17 protein-coding genes are annotated in these 17,729 nt (G+C 68.4%); 7 read left to right on the top strand and 10 right to left on the bottom strand.

The window, feature by feature from the left end:
• The first annotated feature begins 128 nt into the window (after positions 1-128).
• Positions 129-440, top strand: a complete 312-nt coding sequence (locus tag ACFWH5_RS03435; protein ID WP_378831786.1) for a WXG100 family type VII secretion target — start codon at positions 129-131, stop codon at positions 438-440.
• A 20-nt stretch (positions 441-460) separates the two neighbouring features.
• Positions 461-748: a WXG100 family type VII secretion target gene (locus ACFWH5_RS03430; protein WP_378831784.1), complete on the top strand. Its 288-nt coding sequence runs from the start codon at positions 461-463 to the stop codon at positions 746-748.
• Between the two features lie 88 nt (positions 749-836).
• Here ACFWH5_RS03430 and ACFWH5_RS03425 read toward each other — a convergent pair whose 3' ends face one another.
• Positions 837-1,310 carry a recombinase family protein gene (locus ACFWH5_RS03425; RefSeq protein WP_378831782.1) on the bottom strand — a complete coding sequence of 158 codons (474 nt, stop codon included), beginning with the start codon at positions 1,308-1,310 and terminating at the stop codon, positions 837-839.
• A gap of 69 nt (positions 1,311-1,379) precedes the next feature.
• Positions 1,380-2,369: a malate dehydrogenase gene (locus ACFWH5_RS03420; protein ID WP_378831779.1), complete on the bottom strand. Its 990-nt coding sequence runs from the start codon at positions 2,367-2,369 to the stop codon at positions 1,380-1,382.
• Positions 2,370-2,415: 46 nt separating this feature from the next.
• Here ACFWH5_RS03420 and ACFWH5_RS03415 point away from each other — a divergent pair, with 46 nt between their 5' ends.
• Entirely contained in the window at positions 2,416-3,291 is an 876-nt protein-coding gene (locus tag ACFWH5_RS03415) for a neutral zinc metallopeptidase (protein WP_378831777.1), read from the top strand.
• A 21-nt stretch (positions 3,292-3,312) separates the two neighbouring features.
• On the opposite strand, the gene ACFWH5_RS03410 is transcribed toward ACFWH5_RS03415, so the two are convergent.
• The 4 genes from ACFWH5_RS03410 to ACFWH5_RS03395 all read right to left on the bottom strand — a co-directional run bounded on the left by ACFWH5_RS03410 (position 3,313) and on the right by ACFWH5_RS03395 (position 8,677).
• A complete protein-coding gene (locus tag ACFWH5_RS03410) occupies positions 3,313-5,091 on the bottom strand; it encodes an aldehyde dehydrogenase family protein (protein ID WP_378831775.1) in 1,779 nt (592 codons plus the stop codon).
• Between the two features lie 183 nt (positions 5,092-5,274).
• Complete coding sequence (locus tag ACFWH5_RS03405; RefSeq protein ID WP_378831773.1) at positions 5,275-5,538, bottom strand: glutaredoxin family protein; 264 nt, start codon at positions 5,536-5,538, stop codon at positions 5,275-5,277.
• 67 nt (positions 5,539-5,605) lie between these two features.
• Positions 5,606-6,385, bottom strand: a complete 780-nt coding sequence (locus tag ACFWH5_RS03400) for an amino acid ABC transporter ATP-binding protein (RefSeq protein ID WP_378831771.1) — start codon at positions 6,383-6,385, stop codon at positions 5,606-5,608.
• A 9-nt stretch (positions 6,386-6,394) separates the two neighbouring features.
• A complete protein-coding gene (locus tag ACFWH5_RS03395) occupies positions 6,395-8,677 on the bottom strand; it encodes an ABC transporter substrate-binding protein/permease (protein WP_378831768.1) in 2,283 nt (760 codons plus the stop codon).
• A gap of 146 nt (positions 8,678-8,823) precedes the next feature.
• Between ACFWH5_RS03395 and ACFWH5_RS03390 the strand changes: the two genes are divergently transcribed.
• From ACFWH5_RS03390 to ACFWH5_RS03380, 3 genes are all read left to right on the top strand, one after another.
• On the top strand, positions 8,824-10,032 hold the full coding sequence (locus ACFWH5_RS03390; RefSeq protein WP_378831766.1) for a glycosyltransferase: 1,209 nt from the start codon (positions 8,824-8,826) through the stop codon (positions 10,030-10,032).
• Positions 10,033-10,107: 75 nt separating this feature from the next.
• Positions 10,108-11,250 carry a low temperature requirement protein A gene (locus ACFWH5_RS03385; RefSeq protein WP_378833521.1) on the top strand — a complete coding sequence of 381 codons (1,143 nt, stop codon included), beginning with the start codon at positions 10,108-10,110 and terminating at the stop codon, positions 11,248-11,250.
• A 121-nt stretch (positions 11,251-11,371) separates the two neighbouring features.
• The gene (locus tag ACFWH5_RS03380) at positions 11,372-11,584 is read left to right on the top strand and encodes a DUF6458 family protein (protein WP_378831763.1); all 213 of its coding nucleotides are present in this window, start codon (positions 11,372-11,374) and stop codon (positions 11,582-11,584) included.
• 25 nt (positions 11,585-11,609) lie between these two features.
• On the opposite strand, the gene ACFWH5_RS03375 is transcribed toward ACFWH5_RS03380, so the two are convergent.
• From ACFWH5_RS03375 to ACFWH5_RS03360, 4 genes are all read right to left on the bottom strand, one after another.
• The gene (locus ACFWH5_RS03375; RefSeq protein WP_378831761.1) at positions 11,610-13,010 is read right to left on the bottom strand and encodes a threonine/serine exporter ThrE family protein; all 1,401 of its coding nucleotides are present in this window, start codon (positions 13,008-13,010) and stop codon (positions 11,610-11,612) included.
• A 58-nt stretch (positions 13,011-13,068) separates the two neighbouring features.
• Positions 13,069-13,311: a hypothetical protein gene (locus ACFWH5_RS03370; protein ID WP_378831759.1), complete on the bottom strand. Its 243-nt coding sequence runs from the start codon at positions 13,309-13,311 to the stop codon at positions 13,069-13,071.
• Positions 13,312-13,489: 178 nt separating this feature from the next.
• Positions 13,490-14,410, bottom strand: a complete 921-nt coding sequence (locus tag ACFWH5_RS03365) for an NADP-dependent oxidoreductase (RefSeq protein WP_378831757.1) — start codon at positions 14,408-14,410, stop codon at positions 13,490-13,492.
• A 1,108-nt stretch (positions 14,411-15,518) separates the two neighbouring features.
• The gene (locus tag ACFWH5_RS03360; protein WP_378831755.1) at positions 15,519-16,181 is read right to left on the bottom strand and encodes a TetR/AcrR family transcriptional regulator; all 663 of its coding nucleotides are present in this window, start codon (positions 16,179-16,181) and stop codon (positions 15,519-15,521) included.
• Between the two features lie 88 nt (positions 16,182-16,269).
• Here ACFWH5_RS03360 and ACFWH5_RS03355 point away from each other — a divergent pair, with 88 nt between their 5' ends.
• Positions 16,270-17,703, top strand: a complete 1,434-nt coding sequence (locus ACFWH5_RS03355) for an MFS transporter (protein WP_378831753.1) — start codon at positions 16,270-16,272, stop codon at positions 17,701-17,703.
• The last annotated feature ends 26 nt before the right edge of the window (positions 17,704-17,729 follow it).

Below are 17,729 nucleotides of genomic sequence, written 5' to 3'. Positions count from 1 at the left end.
GGGCAGAGCTACCCATAGGCATCCCCATCCCGAATCCGTAAGGTGTTACTTGTCGCCGGGCATCGGCGTCACGGCCCTCAGGGCTGAAAGACATTCAGGGCACAAGCCCTCAGAACCAGGAGGTGACCGTGGCCGGAGAAGTCTCCGCAGCGGATGGTGCCCTTCAGCGTGGCGCCAACATCGTCAACCAGTCGAAGGCGTCCATCGTCGCTGAGCTCAACTCGATCCAGGGCAAGCTGTCCGGCATCGGCGCGGCATGGGAGGGCCAGGGATCGTCGGCATTCCAGCAGACGTTCCAGGCGTGGCAGGACAAGTCGCGCAGGATCACGAACGCTCTCGAGCAGTTCGAGCAGAACCTGATCGACTCGCAGTCTGCATACTCCGCCACCGACGACACGTCGGCTCAGGCGCAGAACAAGTTCATGGGCCGGCTCGGCTGAGACCGGAGGGGAGAGACATCATGACCGGTGGATACAAGATGCAGTTCGGTACCGTCGAAACGGCGGGTACCGACCTCGGCGCAGGCGCCAACAACATCGAGAACAAGCTGACCGAGATGGAGAACGCGCTCAAGCCGCTGCAGGCGGACTGGACGGGTTCCGCCTCCGAGGCCTACACCCGCGCGAAGGCGCAGTGGAACGCGGCGCTGACCGAGATGAAGCAGCTGCTCGCCGAGATCGGCAAGCAGGTCATCCAGGATGCCGCCGACGGCCAGGCGAACGAGAAGAAGAACGAGGGTCGTTGGTGACGACCCCTGCGCGCCGCCAGTGACGGCGCTCGCGTGAAGCGACCCCCATGCCCGTCGGGCGTGGGGGTCGTCTGCGTCGAAGGTGATGTCAGCCGGTGGTGCTCGCGGCGTCCGCGAGATGCCGGGCGTGATGGCCGAGAACCTTCACCATGATCCCGCGCCGGCGGAGCTCCGAGACGGTGCGGGTCTCCTCATCGCGATCGCGGCCCAGTGCGTGCACGTTGGCGACGACGAGCACGTCGCCGCGCCGAAGCGTGTCGAGCAGCCGGGAGAGACGGTCGCCCCAGCTCTCCAGGATCTCGGGTGCGGGATGCCGGAACCCTTCGATCGGCACGCCGAATCGGGTGAGGTCCTCGCGCTGCTGGGTGACCGACGGCATCCCCTCACGTGCCACGACCAGGCCGACCAGGCGCGTGCCCTCCGGGCGGGCAGACCACCAGTCGTGGTCATCGTTCGCCAGGCACTTCGGGCAGGTCGCCGCGGCGTGCGGCAGGTTCAGGGGGCTCGTCAGGGCCACGTCCGGCCCGGCATGCACCGGTCCTGCGTTCGTCGCGTCGCTCATGATCGCACCTCCGGCATCCATTCTGCCCGAGACCGCCCTGCGCCGATGCGCCTTCTCGGGTGAGGCGGGTCAGACCAGCCCGAGCGCCCGCACGGCCTCCCGCTCGTCGACGAGCTCGGCGACCGACGCTTCCACGCGGCCCCGCGCCCAGTCGTCCAGCTCGATCCCCTCGACGATCTCCCAGCGCCCGTCGATCGAGCGCACCGGGAACGACGAGATGAGGCCCTCGGGCACGCCGTACTCGCCGTGCGAGACGACACCCGCGCTGGTCCAGTCCGCGGTGCCGTGCACCCAATCGCGCACGTGGTCGATGGTCGCGCTCGCCGCGGACGCCACCGACGACGAGCCACGCACATCGATGATCTCCGCACCGCGCTTCGCCACCCGCGGGATGAACGTCTGCTCCTGCCACGAGCGCACATCCCCGACCCTGTCGGCGAGACGGCCCTCGACCGGTTCGCCGTCGAGCGTGGCGTGCGAGATGTCCGGGAACTGCGTCGCCGAATGATTGCCCCAGATCGGCACCCGCCGGACGCTCGCGACCTGCGCATCCAGGGCGAGCGCGAGCTGCGCGCGCGCCCGGTTCTCATCGAGACGGGTGAGCGCGGTGAACCGCTCGGCGGGCACGCCGTCGGCGGCGGATGCGGCGATGAGCGCGTTCGTGTTGGCGGGATTGCCCACCACCGTCACGCGGATGTCGGATGCGGCGTGCGCCGCGATCGCTGCGCCCTGCGGGCCGAAGATGCCGCCGTTCGCCGCCAGCAGGTCACCGCGCTCCATGCCGGGACCGCGGGGCCTGGCGCCCACCAGCAGGGCATGGTTCGCGCCGTCGAAGCCGACCGCCGGATCGTCGGTGACCTCGGCGTGCTCGAGCAGCGGGAACGCGCCGTCCTGCAGCTCCAGCGCCGCGCCCTCCGCGGCGCCGAGACCCTGCGGGATCTCCAGCAGCCGGAGGCGAACCCGCTCGCCCGGTCCGAGCATGTCGCCCGCCGCGATGCGGAACAGCAGCGCGTAGCCGATCTGTCCGCCGGCTCCCGTGATCGTGATCGTCGTCGCCATGAGAATGAGCCTACGTCGGCCGTGAGCGGACGGGTACTCTCGTCGCATGACCTTCAACCCTGACGCGGACATCTCCGGCAACCGCACGCGACGCCGGGGGCGCAACGCCGCGATCGCCGGGGGAGGCGTCGGTGTGCTGGGTCTGGTCGCCCTGGTCGTCGCCCTGCTCGGCGGCCCTGACCTCTCCGGTCTCGTCGGAGGCTCACCCGGCGGTGACAACGCGCCGGGCTCGGGCGGCGAGCCGCTCAGCGAGTGCCGCACCGGCGAGGATGCGAACGCGAACGACGACTGCCGCATGGCGGGCGCCGAGGTCGTGCTCAACGACTACTGGGAGCAGCACGTCGACGGGTACGTCGCACCGACCATGACCGTCGTCGAAGGGCAGACGCCGACGCAGTGCGGCACCGCATCCAACTCGGTCGGCCCGTTCTACTGCCCGCCCGAGCAGGGCGTGTACATCGACCCCGACTTCTTCCAGATCATGCGGCAGCAGTTCGACGCCTCGGCGGGCGAGCTTGCCCAGCTGTACATCGTCGGCCACGAGTGGGGTCACCACATCCAGAACATCACCGGCGTGATGGACGACCACCCGAACAACGGCACGGGCCCTGACAGCAACGGCGTGCGCACCGAGCTGCAGGCCGACTGCTACGCCGGGGCGTGGCTGGGCGACGTCGCCGAGCTCGAGGACGACAACGGCGTGCGCTACATCGAGACGCCGACCGACGCGCAGCTCGCGGATGCCGTCAACGCGGCGTACACGGTCGGCGACGACCACATCCAACAGGAATCCGGCGGGTTCGTCAGCCCCGAGAGCTTCACCCACGGCACCAGCGAGCAGCGCCAGCACTGGTTCCTGAACGGCTACAAGAACGGCCTCGAGGTCTGCGACACGTTCCAGGTGCCGGCCGGCGAACTCTGACCGGCGCGAGGTCCGCGGACCTCAGGCGCGCAGCGCCTGCAGCAGGGTGCGCACCAGACCGAGAACGCCGCCCTGCGCGCGGAAACGGGTCAGCCCCTCGCTGACGACGGCACCGGTGCGCGCCGACACGAACCACGGCGGAGTGGGCAGGATGGTGAACCGACCCCCGCCGTTCAGACCCGGCAACGATCGGGGGAACGGCCGGAACGGCCCGCGCACCACCGAGCGCTCCACGCGGTCGAGCAGCAGCGCGTTGTGCACCACGCCGATGCCGCTGCCGATGTCGTCGAGGGTGTTGCCGGGAAAAGCGCCCCAGGTCAGCGTCGGGGTGATGAACCCGAACGCGGTCCACGAGTTGATCGCGATCGAGCCGTACCGCAGCTCGGCGATCGCACGCTCGACTCCGGTGCCCAGCGCGCGCTCCGTGCCCGGATCGATGAGCAGGTTCGCGCCGAGCGTGCCCTGCAGGGCGTCGTTCGCGTGCGCGACGGCGGCGTCCAGGAACTCCTGCCCCAGACCCGGCAGCTCGACCACGCCCAGGACGGGGGCGAAGTACTCGGTCGACTGCAGCGCCCCCGCATCCTGACCCTCGCCCACCTCGACGAGCAGCCGATCGGCGAGCACCAGCGCGTCGGGATGATCCTCGGCGGCCTGTCGCATGCGCGACGACGACCCGGGGTACCAGACGGGTCGTTCCGGTGCGCCGGCATACGCGCGGCGCAGCGCGGCGCGGAACTGCGTCGCCTGGGGCCAGTCGGACGACAGGATCACGACCTGACCGGCGATGCAGTTGTGTCCGCAGTTCTGCAGACGCATGGTGGCGATGTGCTCGGCGTGATACGTCAGATCGGCGTCGGTCCAGTCGCCGGGCACCACGATGATGGGCGAGACACCACCCAGCTCGGCGGTGATCGGCTTCTTCAGCTGCGGGCGGTTCTCGCGTCGCCTGCGCTTGGCGGCGGGACCGGTGCCCCAGACGATCGCGTCGAAGGTCGCCGCCGAGCCGGTGATGTGCACGTGCACCAGGTCGCGGTGCGCGGTCAGGTAGCCGCCCACCTCCGGCCCGCCGCGGACGATGCGCAGGAAGCCGGGCTCGATCAGCGGCGCGAGCGCGCGCTCGAGCACCGGCACCAGGGCGTCCTGCGTGGGGTTCACCTTCAGCAGCGCGACGCGGTTGTGCGCCAGCAGCTCGTACAGCACGTCGAGCACGGGGATCGAGGTGATGTTCCCCGCCCCCAGCACGAGGCCGACGCCGCCGGAGGCCGCTGGATCCCGCTGCGCCAGGCCCGCCGATGCGCGTGCTGTTCTCGGAGTGACGCCCGGCTCGAGCCAGACCTCGCCGGTGAAGCCCGAGAGCAGGAAGCGATCGACACCGGTGAGCGGGAAGGCGTCGATCCTCGTGCGGCCGCCCGGCGCACGCCCGATGCCGACGCCGTCGAGCGCGCCGCGCCCCTCGGCCAGCTTCGCCAGCGTGTCGGCGTAGGCGTCGATCGCCCCGAGCACCGAGTACGGCCCGCTGAGCCACTCCTCGCCGCGCAGCGGATGAGCGTTGCGCAGCCCCTTGGAATCGGCGGCGGTGTTCGCCCAGTCGTCAGCGGCGGCGGCGACGCTGGTGCGCAGCGCCTTCAGCAGCGTCACGCGCTGGGCCAGGGAGAGCGCCGACCAGCTGCGCGCGCCGCGCTGCAGGGCGGTGATGTCCGCGTCGAGTGCCCCGCGCTCGGCGTCGTCGAGGGCGGCGTCGACGCTCTTCACCGCGGCATCCGCCGTGACCGTGCCCTGCGCGGCGGCATCCTGAGTCATCGTCGTCTCCTTCGGTGGATGACACCCAGCCTATGACGCCGTGGGACTCCGTTCCGGGATGCTCCGCGGCGCACGTCCGAGTTGTGGCGGGTCCGGCGGGGCGGCACCCGCATCATCCCGGACACGGCCGATCCACGCCGCGGGCTCAGTCCACACCGCGGGCGCAGTCCACGCCGCGTGGGCTCAGATCAGCGCGAGCTCGCGCAGCTTCGACTCGACGTCGGCGTTCGACGGCTCGACGTGGTGCGACGCGTCGGGGTACACGACCACGGGGATGTTCGTGCGACCCGAGATCTCCTTCGCGACGTCGGCCGCAGCCGGGTCGTCGATGAGATCGATGTACGTGTAGTCGATGCCCAGCTCGTCGAGCTGCTTCTTCGTGCGGCGGCAGTCGATGCACCAATCGGCGCCGAACATGGTGATCGTGTCGGAGGCAGAAGTCGTCATGCTTCCAGCGTAAGGCCGCCGGAGAGCACCGGCTCCGCACGGGCCGGCCGCCCTCCGGCGGCATCCGTCACAGCACCTTCGACAGGAAGTCCTGCGTGCGCGCTTCCTTCGGGTCGTCGAACAGCTCGGCGGGCGCACCCGTCTCGACGACCTTGCCCTCGGCCATGAAGACCACCCGATCGGCGACCTCACGGGCGAAGCCCATCTCATGCGTCACGAGCACCATCGTCATACCGGATGCGGCCAGATCGCGGATCACCTGCAGCACCTCGCCGACCATCTCGGGGTCGAGCGCGCTGGTCGCCTCGTCGAACAGCATGATCTCGGGGCTCATCGCCAGCGCGCGGGCGATCGCCACGCGCTGCTTCTGCCCGCCCGACAGCGATGCGGGTCGCGCGTCGGCCTTGTCGGCGAGGCCGACGCGGGTGAGCAGCTCCAGGGCGCGGTCTCGGGCCTCTGCCTTGCTCAGCATCTTCAGTTCGATGGGGGCGAGCGCGACGTTCTCGAGCGCCGTCATGTGCGGGAACAGGTTGAAGTGCTGGAAGACCATGCCGACGCGCTGGCGCACGGCGTCGAGGTTTCTGCCCTTCGCGGTCGCGATGTTGTCGCCGACGATGAGCACCTCTCCGCTGGTGACGGCCTCGAGCCGGTTCAGGCAGCGCAGCAGCGTCGACTTGCCCGAACCGGAGGGGCCGATGACGGCGACGACCTCACCGTTCGCGACGGTCAGGTCGATGCCGGTGAGCACTTCGTTCTTGCCGAACGACTTGTGCAGGTCGCGCACCTCGATCGGGTTGCCCGGCGCGGTGGCGACAGGGCGCGTGTAGGTCTGATCGTTGTTCGTCATGCTCATCCCCTACTTGTTGAACTTGCGGTCGAACCAGTTCGACAGCACCGTGAGCAGCCAGATCACGATGAAGTACATCGCGCCGACGATGATCCAGATCTCGAACGAGCGGAACGTCGAGGCGATCACGATGCGGCCCTGGTAGGTCAGCTCGGCGAAGCCGAGCACCGACAGCAGCGACGTGTCCTTCAGGGTGATGATGAACTGGTTGATGAGGTTGGGCGTCATGATCTTGAACGCCTGCGGCATCACGACGCGCCGCATCGAGGCGCCCCAGCCGAGGCCGAGCGAGCGGGAGGCCTCCATCTGGCCCGGGTCGACCGACTGCACACCGCCGCGGACGATCTCGGTGATGTACGCGCCGGCGTTCAGCGACAGCGTGATCACACCGGCGGTCAGCGCATCGAGGGGCTGACCGGTGACGGCCGGCACACCGAAGTAGAAGAAGAACGCCTGCACCAGCACCGGAGTGCCGCGGAAGATGTTGACATACGCTCCCGCCAGCCCGCGGAGGAACGGGTTGGTCGACAGCTTCAGGATGCCGAACAGGATGCCCAGCGCCATGGCGAAGACGATCGCCAGCGCGGTGGCGAGCAGGGTGAGGCCCAGACCCTGCAGGAGCGGGGAGAACGAGGTCTGCAGCAGTGACCAGAAGGAGTTGTCGGATGCCGCGGCGTCATCGATCCCCAGGTAGCGATCGACGATCATCTGGTACGCGCCGCTGTCCTTCGCGTTCTTCAACCCTGCGTTGAACATCTCCAGCAGCTCGGGGTTCTGACCCTTCAGCACTGCGAAGCCGTAGTCGGCGCCCGGCTCGGGATCGGTCACGATCTGCAGCGGCACGTTGCCCGAGGCGATGCCGAACTGCAGCACCGGCGCGTCTTCGAAGGTCGCCGCCGAGTTGCCCGTGGCGACGTCGTTGTACATGTCGGCCGAGTCCTGGAAGGCGTTGATCTCGAAGCCGATCTCGGATCCGAGCTGCTCCGCGAAGTCGTAGCCGACCGTGCCGGTCTTGACCGCCACGGTCTTGCCCGCGAGGTCTTCGTATGCGGTGATGTCACTGTCCTGTGCCACCGCCATCTGCACGCCCGACTCGTAGTACGGGTCGGAGAAGTCGAACACGTTCCTGCGCTCGTCGGTGATGCTCATGCCGGCGATCACACCGTCGGCCTGTCCGGCCTGCACGGCCTGCAGCGCCGCATCGAAACCGAGGGTCTTCACCTCGACCTCGAATCCCTGGTTGGCGGCGATGGCCTTGAGCAGGTCCATGTCGATGCCGACATCCGTGCCGTCGAGCTGGTAGATGAACGGCGCGAACGTCGTGTCGGTCGCGATCGTGAAGGTGCCGTTGGTGACCGGCGTGTCGGTCGCGAAGTTCGGGTTCTTCGGCAGCTCGCCCGGCTTGCCGACATCGAGCTTCTCGTTGCCGAGGACGGCCTTGCCCTCGCCGATCGTCGTCGCCTCCGGTGCGTCGTCGCCGAGGTAGTCGTCGAGGATCTCCTGGTAGGTGCCGTCTTCGATGAGGTTCTTCAGGCCCTCGTTGAACGCCGTGCGGAGCTCTTCGTTCTCACCCTTCTTCACCGCCATGCCGTAGCTGGATGCCTTCTCCTGCTCGGTGACCGTCTTCAGATCGACGTTGCCGGTCGCGATGCCGTAGGCGAGGATCGGGTAGTCGTCGAACGTGGCCGCGGAGTTGCCCGCCGTGACGTCGCTGTAGGCGTCGGCGGCGTCCTGGAAGCCGGTGACCGTGAACCCGTACTCCTTGCCGAGCTCCTCGGCGAACGCGTAGCCCTCGGTGCCGGTCTTGGCAGAGACCGTCTTGCCGGCGAGGTCCTCGTAGCCCGTGATCGTCTCGTCGTCTGCGGCGATCGCCATCTGGATACCGGAGTCGAAGTACGGGTTGGAGAAGTCGAAGGTCTTCTTGCGTTCCGTGGTGATCGACATCCCGGCCATGACGGCATCCGCCTGGCCAGCGGTGACGGCGGCGAGCGCGCCGTCGAAGCCGAGCACGTCGATCTTCACCTCGAAGCCCTGGTCTTCGGCGACCGCGCGGATGAGATCGATGTCGATGCCGCGCAGTTCGCCGTCGCGCTGGAACTCGAAGGGAGCCCAGGTGGTGTCGGTGGCGATCGTGAAGGTCTGCCCTTCGACGCCTTCCGCCTTCGTGGCGGCGTTCGCGACGCCGACGGCGCCGCCGACGCTGAGCAGCAGGGTGAGCAGTGCGGTGATGCCTGCGAGCAGCGGCAGGCGGTTCTCGCGCCACCAGTTCGCAGGATGTCTGAGCAGGGTCATGTGTCCTCGTCGTCTCGTCGACCGGTCTTTCCTGGGCCCGTGCCACCTTAGCCGCCCGAGCCGGTCCGCGCGGAGTGGATTCGGTGCTCACGGAAAGATGACACGATGGATGCCGCGCCAGATCGCCGATCACGGAAGGGGAGCAGGTGAGCGCAGCATCCGTCGTGACCCCTCCCGTCACCGTCATCGTGCCCACGTTCAACGAACGGGCCAACATCGCCGAGCTCGTCGCGCGCATCGCCGCCGCGCTCCGTGGCCGCACCGCCGAGATCCTGTTCGTCGACGACAGCTCCGACGGCACGATGGACGAGATCGCGCGCGTCGCGGCATCCGCCCCGCTCACCGTGCGTGCCGTGCACCGCGATCACAACACCGGTGGCCTCGGCGGCGCCGTGGCCGAGGGACTCGCGCAGGCGGTGAACGACGTGTGCGTCGTGATGGACGGCGACCTGCAGCATCCGCCCGAGCTGCTCACGGCGATGATCGACCGGTTCGCGCAGGGCGGTGCCGATGTCGTGGCGGCGTCACGCTACATCGGCGGCGGCGACTCGGCGGGCCTCGGAACGACGCTGCGCTTCGGGGTGTCACGGGCGGCGACGTGGCTCACCAAGGCGATGTTCCCCCGCCGGCTGTGGCGCAGCACCGACCCGATGACGGGGTACTTCCTCATCGATCGTTCCCGCATCGAGCTCGGCGACCTGCGCCCGCAGGGGTTCAAGATCCTGCTCGAGATCCTGGTGCGCGGCGGGGCGAGTGACGAGCTGCGCATCGCCGAGGTGCCGATGACGTTCGGCGAACGGCGACACGGCGACTCCAAGGCCGGCCTGCGGCAGGGTGCGACGTTCGCGCTGCACCTCACCCGGCTGCGATTCGGAAAGATGAGCCTGTTCGCGCTGATCGGCGCCATCGGCGCGATCGCGAACATCGGCATCATGTGGGCGCTCACCCACGTCGGCATGGATTACGTGCTCGCCGCCATCATCGGCGCGGCCGCCACGATCATCGGCAACTTCATCCTGCAGGAGCGGTTCGTCTTCGGCGACGTGCGCGGCGACGCGTCACGGCTGTGGGTGCGCTTCGCGGCATCCGTCTCGTTCAACGGCGTCGAGGCGGCGCTGCGCATTCCGGTGATGGCCCTCATGGTCGAGACGTGGCACATCTCCAGCGTCATCGCGACGGCGATCTCGCTGCTCGTCGCGTTCTTCGCGCGCTTCCTGTTCCACGCGCTCGTCGTCTACGCGCCGCGTCGACACCGGGAGGAGGAGCAGACCGTGGGGGAGCCGCCGGTCGACACCGCCGCGCAGCGCATCATCCGCGCGATCGACGCCGAGGCGATGCGGCCCGGCGAGCTCTGATGCCGCACCGGCGCGTGGCGCTATCCTGACGCGGTGAACGAGAACCTCGCGGAGACGCGATTCCGGCTCGGTCGGATGCGGCCGCGCGATCCCGGCGAGCCGCATCGCGCCGCCAGTCCGCTGGAGCTGTTCTTCGACCTCGTCTTCGTGATCGCGGTGAGCATCGCGTCGAGCGAGCTGCACCATGCGCTGTCGGCGGGGCACGCCGCATCCGGCATCGTGTCGTATCTGATGGTGTTCTTCGCCATCTGGTGGGCGTGGATGAACTTCACCTGGTTCGCGACGTCCTTCGCGGTGGACGACTGGCTCTACCGGGTGATCACGATCGTGCAGATGGGCGGAGTCGTCGTGCTGGCGGCCGGCATCGGCCCGGTCTTCGACGAACACGAGCCCGACTTCACGATCGTGGTGATCGCCTACGTGGTGATGCGCATGGCCATGATCGTGCAATGGCTGCGCGCGTCGCGGTCGGATGCCGCTCTGCGCCGCACCGCGCGCGCCTACGCCGCCGGAATCGCGGCCGTGCAGGCGCTGTGGATCGGGTTCCTGTTCGTGCCGGATGCTGTGCGGCTGATCGTGTTCGTCGTGCTGATGCTCGCCGAGATCACCGTGCCGATCATCGCGGAGCGGGCGCAGGCGACGCCGTGGCATCCGCACCACATCACCGAGCGCTACAGCCTGTTCACCCTCATCGTGCTCGGCGAGAGTCTGCTCGCGTCCGCCACCGCCATCATCGGCGCCCGCGAGGAGGTCAGCACTCTGGGTCCGCTGATCTGGATCGCCGCCGTGACCCTCGTCTCGGCGGCGGCGATGTGGTGGATCTACTTCTGGCCACCGCACCACACCGCCATCACCACGGCGCGCACATCGTTCACCTACGGCTACATGCACTACTTCGTGTTCGCGGCGGCCGCCGCGTTCTCGGCGGGTGTCGAAGTGCAGATCGACGAGCTCACCGGGCACACCACTCTGCCGCCGATGGTCGCGTCGCTGACCGCCAGCGTGCCGATCGCGGTGTTCCTGCTCGCGATCTGGTTCGTCGCCATCCGCCGCACCGCCGATCGCGTGGTCAACACGGTCGTGCCGACCGGTGCCGTGCTGGTGCTGCTCGACCCGGTGCTGCCCGTTCCCGTCACGCTGACCGCCGTGATCCTCGTGGCGATCGTGGTCGTGCTGGTGCTGCGCAAGCCGGCCGATGGCCGTGGAATGGTGCGCTAGCCGGGCTTTTCCCGCCCGGATCGGCGCGGGCGTTGTCAACCCCATTGGCGGGCGCCGACGGCCGGGCCACTGTGGAGCGCATCGAGAGCCGACCGGCTCCTCGCAACGAACGGAGTGAATGATGACCATCGGCACCGGAATCGTCCTGTTCGTCATCGGCGCGATCCTCGCATTCGCGGTCAACGTCGAAGTCGAGTGGGCGAACCTCGACATGATCGGCTACATCCTCATGGGCGCGGGTGCGGTCGCCTTCCTGATCGGCCTCATCATGCTGCTGGTGCGCCGCAACCGCACCACCGTCGACGGCCGCGTCGTCGACGACGATGTGGTCTGAGCCCACGGCCGAACGCTGACGAACGTCAGCGACGAACGCGTGCGCGCGACCTGGCGACACTCGTCAGCGTCGCGCGCACCGGGGTCCCCAGGTACAGTCCGAGAGACGCGCCGGCCGCCAGTGCGATGCCGATGGATGCGGCGAGGACCAGGGGACCGATGCCGATCAGCAGCCCGTCGGTGGTGCCGTCGGACTGCATCAGCCCGAGCAGGCCGCGGAAGACGGCCAGACCCGGCACCAGCGGCACGATGGCCGCCGTGGTGACGGCGACGGACGGCACGTGCAGCCGGTGGGCGACGAGGATGCCGGCGAAGCTCGCCAGCAGAGCCCCCACCGCGCTCGCACCGGACTCGTGCACGCTGAGCTGCAGCATGCCGTTGTAGCCGGCGATCGCGATCAGACCCAGCACCGCGCTGACGATGATGATTCTGAGGCCCGCGCCGTTGAACAGCGCGACCGCGACGGCGACGATCGCCGCACCGCCGAGTTGCACGGGCAGCGGTCCGAACGGGATCGCGTCGATGGGCGTCGTGATGCCGAATCCCAGCACGCGCGCGAACTCGAGCCCGATGAGGATGCCGAGCACGACGCCGATGGTCTGCATCGTGAGGTCGAGGATGCGGCCTCCCGCGGTGAGAGCGAACCCGTCGATCGCGTCCTGCGCGGCGCCGACGACGGTGAGGCCCGCGAGCATCAGCACGATGCCGGAGGCGACGATGATCGACGGGCGGATGCCGACGAAGGGATCGATGCCCGCGGTGCCCAGTGCGGCGACGACGAGAGCGACGATCGTGGTGACGAAAGCGCCGGCGATCTGGCTGAAGAACGAAGGAACGCGCAGACGCGCGAGGCCGGCCTGCGCCAGAGCGGCGCAGAGGGCGGCGACGAAGCTGAGCAGGATGATGACGGGGGAGGCGTCGAACAGGAGCGCGACGCCCACGGCGAGCAGCGCGCGCGACACCACCACGACCGACGAGCGGTACAGGAACGGCGTGCGGCGGATGACCCGGAAGGCCGCATGGGCGGCGTCGAGCTCGAGCCCGTCGACGATGTCGAGGGTGAGTGCCTGAAGGCGCTGCAGCTTGGCATGATCGGGGGATGCCGCGCGCACCACGCGCAGCAGGGTGATAGGGGTGGCGTCGTGGCCGCGGTGGTACGCGGCGGTGATCGCGTTGTAGGTGACGTCGACCTGAACGCCGTGCAGGTGATAGGCGTCGGTGATGCGGACGATCGCGAACGTGACCTCATGCGCTGAAGCGCCGACCGCGAACATGGCGTCGCCGATGCGCATCGCCAGGTCGAGGATTTTCGCCGCGACTGCATCGTCGATGATGGGCAGCACCTGCGTCGGAGCGACCCGTGACGGGTCGGTGCGGATGACGCGGTGCACGGTGGCGAGCAGCCGTTTGCGACGTTCGGCGGGCATGATCCCCAGGGGGTCGGCAGACGATGAGACCCGCGGGGCGGGACGGTCTGCAACCGTATCAGTGCAGAGCGAGCGCGGGTTCGCGGTCGGCGGCGGTCAACGCGGTCAGCGCCTCCTTACGGCTGAGGAACCGGTTCGGCAACGCGACGTCGCGGAACCAGCGCACCTCGACGAAGCCGTCGTGCTCGCTCACGCAGGCGACCAGGCGGTGCGTGTCGTCCGACAGTGAGGTGTCGAAGATGACCCAGTCATCCGGTGAGACCTGATTCAACGTGTAACGGTGCTCTTGATCCTGCGACATCGTGGCCTCCTGCGTTCTCGACCTCCCCGACGCTCAGTCTGCGTGGGGGCGCGTCAGGGATTCCAGGCGTTGACGGCGGCTGCGGCGCTCTGCTACGAGCGGTCGGCGTGGCGGAGACGGTGTGCGGTCGGTGTGCGCAGCGGGCGGTGTGTGCGTTGGGCGGTGTGCGCGCGGCGGTTCACGGCACGATGACGAGCTTGCCGCGCTGGTGGCGGGTGCTGCTCGCGCGGAAGGCATCCGAGACGCCATCGAGGGGGAAGCGATCGGCGATCTCCACACGCAGAGCGCCGTCGTCGGCCATGGCGGCCAGGCGAGCGGTCTCTTCTCCGTCGGGACGCACCCAGATGTGGCGGCCGCCGTGCTCGGTGACGGAGGAATCGGCCACCGACACATGCGAACCGCCGGAGCGCAGCACGGCCAGGGTGGTCTGCAGCTGCCCGCCGGCGAAGTCGGCGACCGCGTCGACGGGGCCTCCGGCGAGGGCTCGCACGCGATCGGCGAGGCCGTCGCCGTAGGTGGTCGGCTCGGCGCCGAGCTCGCGCAGGTAGTCATGGTTGTGCTCGGAGGCCGTGCCGATCACGCGTGCGCCGCGCGCGGTCGCGATCTGCACGGCGAAACCTCCGACGCCTCCGGCCGCGGCGTGAATGAGAACAGTGCGACCGTCGAGGTCGCCGAGAGCGTCGATCGCGCGCAGCGCGGTGCCGCCGGCGAGGGGGAGCGCGGCCGCCTGCTCCCACCTGAGAGATGCCGGCTTGTGCGTCACCGCGCGCACCGGCACCGCGACCCGCTCCGCGAACGTGCCGTCGCTCAGCACGTCCTTGCGGGCGTACGCCATCACCTCGTCGCCGATCCGGAACTCCGGTGTGTCCATTCCCACGCCGATCACGACGCCGGCGACATCCCAGCCCGGGATCACCGGGAACCGGGTGGGGAAGAGGGCGTCGAGGCCGCCGGCCATGAGCTTCCAGTCGACGGGGTTCACGCCGGCGGCGCGCACCTCGATCAGCACCGACGCGGGCGGCAGCTTCGGTTCGTCGACCTCTCGCACCTCCAGATCGTCGAGGTTCTTCGAGAAGCGGTCGTAGACGACGGCGCGCATGCTGTTCCTCCTGGGCGAGCGGTGGATGCCGGGCAGCATCCACTCTTCCACGCCGGGGTGGTGGTGCAATGGTGAGCATTGCACCAACTCGGCCGAGACGCCCGACGTTCCTCGGAGACCGCCGTTTGATTCCGTGGTCTCACCGCGTGATCCAGAGGTGGTCTATCCGCGCACCACGTTGGACCACAGAACCACAGCACTGGCCACGGGGGCAGCGAGAATGACGAACGCCGCGTATCCGACAGGGATCGCGAGAAGTGGCGAGGTCATCAACAGGGTGATCAAGATCGCTGCGGGAACAATCGCTGTCACGACTGCCTTCGTTTTCGTGGTCCATCTCGGGGAGAGCCACACGAGAGCGGCCGAAATGACCCATCCCCAGGGCTGAAGCAAGAACATTCCGAAGGCCATAGCGAGGATCACAGCGCCAACCCCTGTGGGTGAGGCCAAGAATCTATATCCACCGCGCAGAAAGCGGAGATGGTGTTCGCGAGTTTTTTCGGACACCATCTGGACCGTGCTCCTTCGAACGTGAAGATCGGGTGCTGGCGACTCTGTGGGGCTGTCCATCCGCCTGATCCCACGTCGGCTTTGGTTTGGACGTCGGCTGGTCCCCCTGAGTTCTCGGTGGCACCGCCTGTGGTGAACTGCCTGTTGAACTCTTGTGTCCCCGGCATTGCGCTCCATTGTGCGTCGCGCTCACCGGTGATGGTATCCGGCTTGCCGGCCTAGAGGATGTCGTCAGCGCGGAAGGATGCGAAAAGCGTCCCTACTCAGGTGTAGACGAAGTCGTTGGAGTACTTCTCACCTCCGGTCACCAAAACTACAGAGCACTGGCTGACGCTCATCAAAGTGATGAGACCCGTTCTCGGCGTGCCCGATGCACATCTTCGTCGCAGAGGCCGACTCGTCCGGAAAGCGGTCGATCGTCGTAGACGACGGCGCGCATGCTGCTCCCCCTGGGCGAGCGGGGGATGCCGGGCAGCACCCACTCCGCCACGCCCGGGTGGCGGCGCGGTGGTGTCAGACGCTCAGGCGTGCGAGGCCGGCGCGGTCGTCGTCGTGCCCGACGCGGAGTCTCATCGGCAAAGATGCGCGGCATCCGCGGTCAGCCCGCGCTCAACTCCGCGATGCTTCGCAAGTACCGGGTGAGTGTCGCTCTGGACGGGACAGGAAAGGCGCTTCCGGCGGTGGTGAGATTGTGGACAGCGCCCAGCACGAAGAAGGCGACGGCGTCAACGTCGACATCGGGTCCGATGCGACGCTGTCTCTGCTCTTTCGCAAGGTAGTCGGCCAGTACGGTCTGGAACGTGTCTGTCAGTCCCGTTGCCCGAGACAGTTCGTCGACGAGACGCAGGAATCCTTCGTCGCCATCGGCATTGGCGTGGACCAGTGCCGGGGTATCGGATTCGAGGAGCAGCGTGGCGAACTCGTCGAGGTTCTCGCCGACGGTGCGAGTGCCCGCCTTCCGGCTCCAGGCGCGGAGTTGATTGCTGAGGGCGGCCAGTTCTCTGGTGACCAGCTGCGCGAGCAGTGCATCGCGACTGTCGAAGATCTTGTACGGCAGTCCGACTGCGCACTTCGCTTCGAGAGCGAGCGCTCGCATCGTGAGAGATCTCGCGCCCTCTCGCTTCACGAGGGATGCGGCGGAGTCGAGCAAGGTCGTTCGCAGCGCTTCCGTCTCATCGGGCGTTCGTCGTGCAGGCAACTGTGGAACCCCCGGATTCGTGCTCTGCCGATGTTCACCGGCTGGTCGCTCGGTAGCAACCATAACCACATCGCGAGTCGCGTTGAGTGGTCGCTTGCGCGGACTGCTGCGTGAGACTATCGTGAACAAACGTTCACGATAGGAGTACGCGATGAGCCATCCCGTCCATGACTCGACAGACGCACCACCGGCGGATCGACGCGCGCTGCCTCGCAGGCGAGCCCGCACACTGCTGGCCGTCCTCTGCCTGGTGCAGTTCATGCTTGTTCTCGACGTGACGGTGGTGAACGTCGCCCTGCCGTCGATCGCCGCGGATCTGCAGCTCTCCGCACTGGCCACTCCGTGGGTGATCAACGCCTACGTCGTCGCGTTCGGCGGTCTGATGCTGCTCGGCGGCCGGCTCGCCGACGCCTATGGGCAGCGGTTCATGCTCGTCCTTGGTCTGATCATCTTCGTCGCGAGCTCCGCGCTGTGTGCCGCGTCAGCCGACGAGTCGATGCTGTTGCTGGGCCGGGTGTTGCAAGGGGTGGGCGCGGCACTGATGTCGCCGGCGGCGCTGTCCAGCCTCACGAGGAGCTTCAACGGTCACGGGCGGCTGCGTGCCCTCGCAGCGTGGGCGGGAGTCGCGAGCAGTGGATTCGCCGCAGGTCTCATCGTCGGTGGGGTGCTGACGAATAGCCTGGGATGGCAGTCGATCTTCGCGATCAATGTCGTGACCGGCCTCGTGGTCGCGCCCTTCATCGTCGTGCTCGTGCCACGCGCGAGCGACGGCGACCGAGGGCGGGTTGACGTCGTCGGAGGCGTGTTGGCCACGCTCATCGTCGGGGCGGTCGTCTACGCGATCACGGCACTCGCCGAAATGCCCGAGCGGTGGACGGAGGTCGCGATCAGCGCGGCAGTCGCACTCGTCGCGGCGTTCGGGTTCGTCGTCGCATCGCGTCGGGCCGTCTCGCCGCTCATTCCTCCTCGAGTCCTGCGCCGACGGTCTGTCGTCGCCGGGCTCTTGGTGATGATCGCCGCGACGGGCGGCATGCTGTCTCTGTACTACCTGGCATCTGCGTACCTGCAGATCGGCCTGGGCGGCACGCCGTTGTGGACGGGCATCGCCTTCCTTCCGGCGGCGCTGACGATTCTCGCGTCCGCTCATCTCTCCACACGCTTGATCGCCACACATGGCGCGCGAGAGGTGGCCATCGGGTCCTTCCTCGTCGCGAGCGGCGGCGCCGCCCTCCTGTCACTGGTGTGGTGGCAGGCAGAAAGTGGGTGGATCGTCGTCGGCGGACTGATCTTCGCCTCCGCGGGTCTCGGTCCGCTCTTCGTCGTCGCGACGTCCACCACCATGTCCGCGGTGAGCCCCACAGACACCGGATCCGCCAGCGGCATCGTGAACACCGGACACGAGCTGGGCGGCGCGATGGGAGTCGCGGGCGTCTCGGCTGTCGTCGGAAGCATCCTGACCGCGTCTGCGGCAGACTTCAGCCGTGCCTTCGTGATCGTTGCAGTCGCGACGGGCGCGATGGCGCTGGCAGCACGCTGGCTGGTGCCGCCGATCCGGGTCGCGAGCGGTCACGGACACGGCCATTGATCCCGAGGTCGGAAGGCGGGGGCGAC

This window comes from Microbacterium sp. NPDC058345 (assembly GCF_042723855.1).
Taxonomy (GTDB): domain Bacteria; phylum Actinomycetota; class Actinomycetes; order Actinomycetales; family Microbacteriaceae; genus Microbacterium.
The sequence above is the reverse complement of the archived record's forward strand: the minus strand, read 5'-3'. Positions and strand labels throughout refer to the sequence as shown.

Excerpts from the sequence above, each read along its gene's own strand:
- ACFWH5_RS03430 (WP_378831784.1), top strand. The coding sequence starts at position 461 with ATGACCGGTGGATACAAGATGCAGTTCGGTACCGTCGAAACGGCGGGT.
- ACFWH5_RS03425 (WP_378831782.1), bottom strand. The coding sequence starts at position 1,310 with ATGAGCGACGCGACGAACGCAGGACCGGTGCATGCCGGGCCGGACGTG.
- ACFWH5_RS03420 (WP_378831779.1), bottom strand. The coding sequence starts at position 2,369 with ATGGCGACGACGATCACGATCACGGGAGCCGGCGGACAGATCGGCTAC.
- ACFWH5_RS03415 (WP_378831777.1), top strand. The coding sequence starts at position 2,416 with ATGACCTTCAACCCTGACGCGGACATCTCCGGCAACCGCACGCGACGC.
- ACFWH5_RS03410 (WP_378831775.1), bottom strand. The coding sequence starts at position 5,091 with ATGACTCAGGATGCCGCCGCGCAGGGCACGGTCACGGCGGATGCCGCG.
- ACFWH5_RS03405 (WP_378831773.1), bottom strand. The coding sequence starts at position 5,538 with ATGACGACTTCTGCCTCCGACACGATCACCATGTTCGGCGCCGATTGG.
- ACFWH5_RS03400 (WP_378831771.1), bottom strand. The coding sequence starts at position 6,385 with ATGACGAACAACGATCAGACCTACACGCGCCCTGTCGCCACCGCGCCG.
- ACFWH5_RS03395 (WP_378831768.1), bottom strand. The coding sequence starts at position 8,677 with ATGACCCTGCTCAGACATCCTGCGAACTGGTGGCGCGAGAACCGCCTG.
- ACFWH5_RS03385 (WP_378833521.1), top strand. The coding sequence starts at position 10,108 with ATGCGGCCGCGCGATCCCGGCGAGCCGCATCGCGCCGCCAGTCCGCTG.
- ACFWH5_RS03380 (WP_378831763.1), top strand. The coding sequence starts at position 11,372 with ATGACCATCGGCACCGGAATCGTCCTGTTCGTCATCGGCGCGATCCTC.
- ACFWH5_RS03375 (WP_378831761.1), bottom strand. The coding sequence starts at position 13,010 with ATGCCCGCCGAACGTCGCAAACGGCTGCTCGCCACCGTGCACCGCGTC.
- ACFWH5_RS03370 (WP_378831759.1), bottom strand. The coding sequence starts at position 13,311 with ATGTCGCAGGATCAAGAGCACCGTTACACGTTGAATCAGGTCTCACCG.
- ACFWH5_RS03365 (WP_378831757.1), bottom strand. The coding sequence starts at position 14,410 with ATGCGCGCCGTCGTCTACGACCGCTTCTCGAAGAACCTCGACGATCTG.
- ACFWH5_RS03360 (WP_378831755.1), bottom strand. The coding sequence starts at position 16,181 with ATGGTTGCTACCGAGCGACCAGCCGGTGAACATCGGCAGAGCACGAAT.
- ACFWH5_RS03355 (WP_378831753.1), top strand. The coding sequence starts at position 16,270 with ATGAGCCATCCCGTCCATGACTCGACAGACGCACCACCGGCGGATCGA.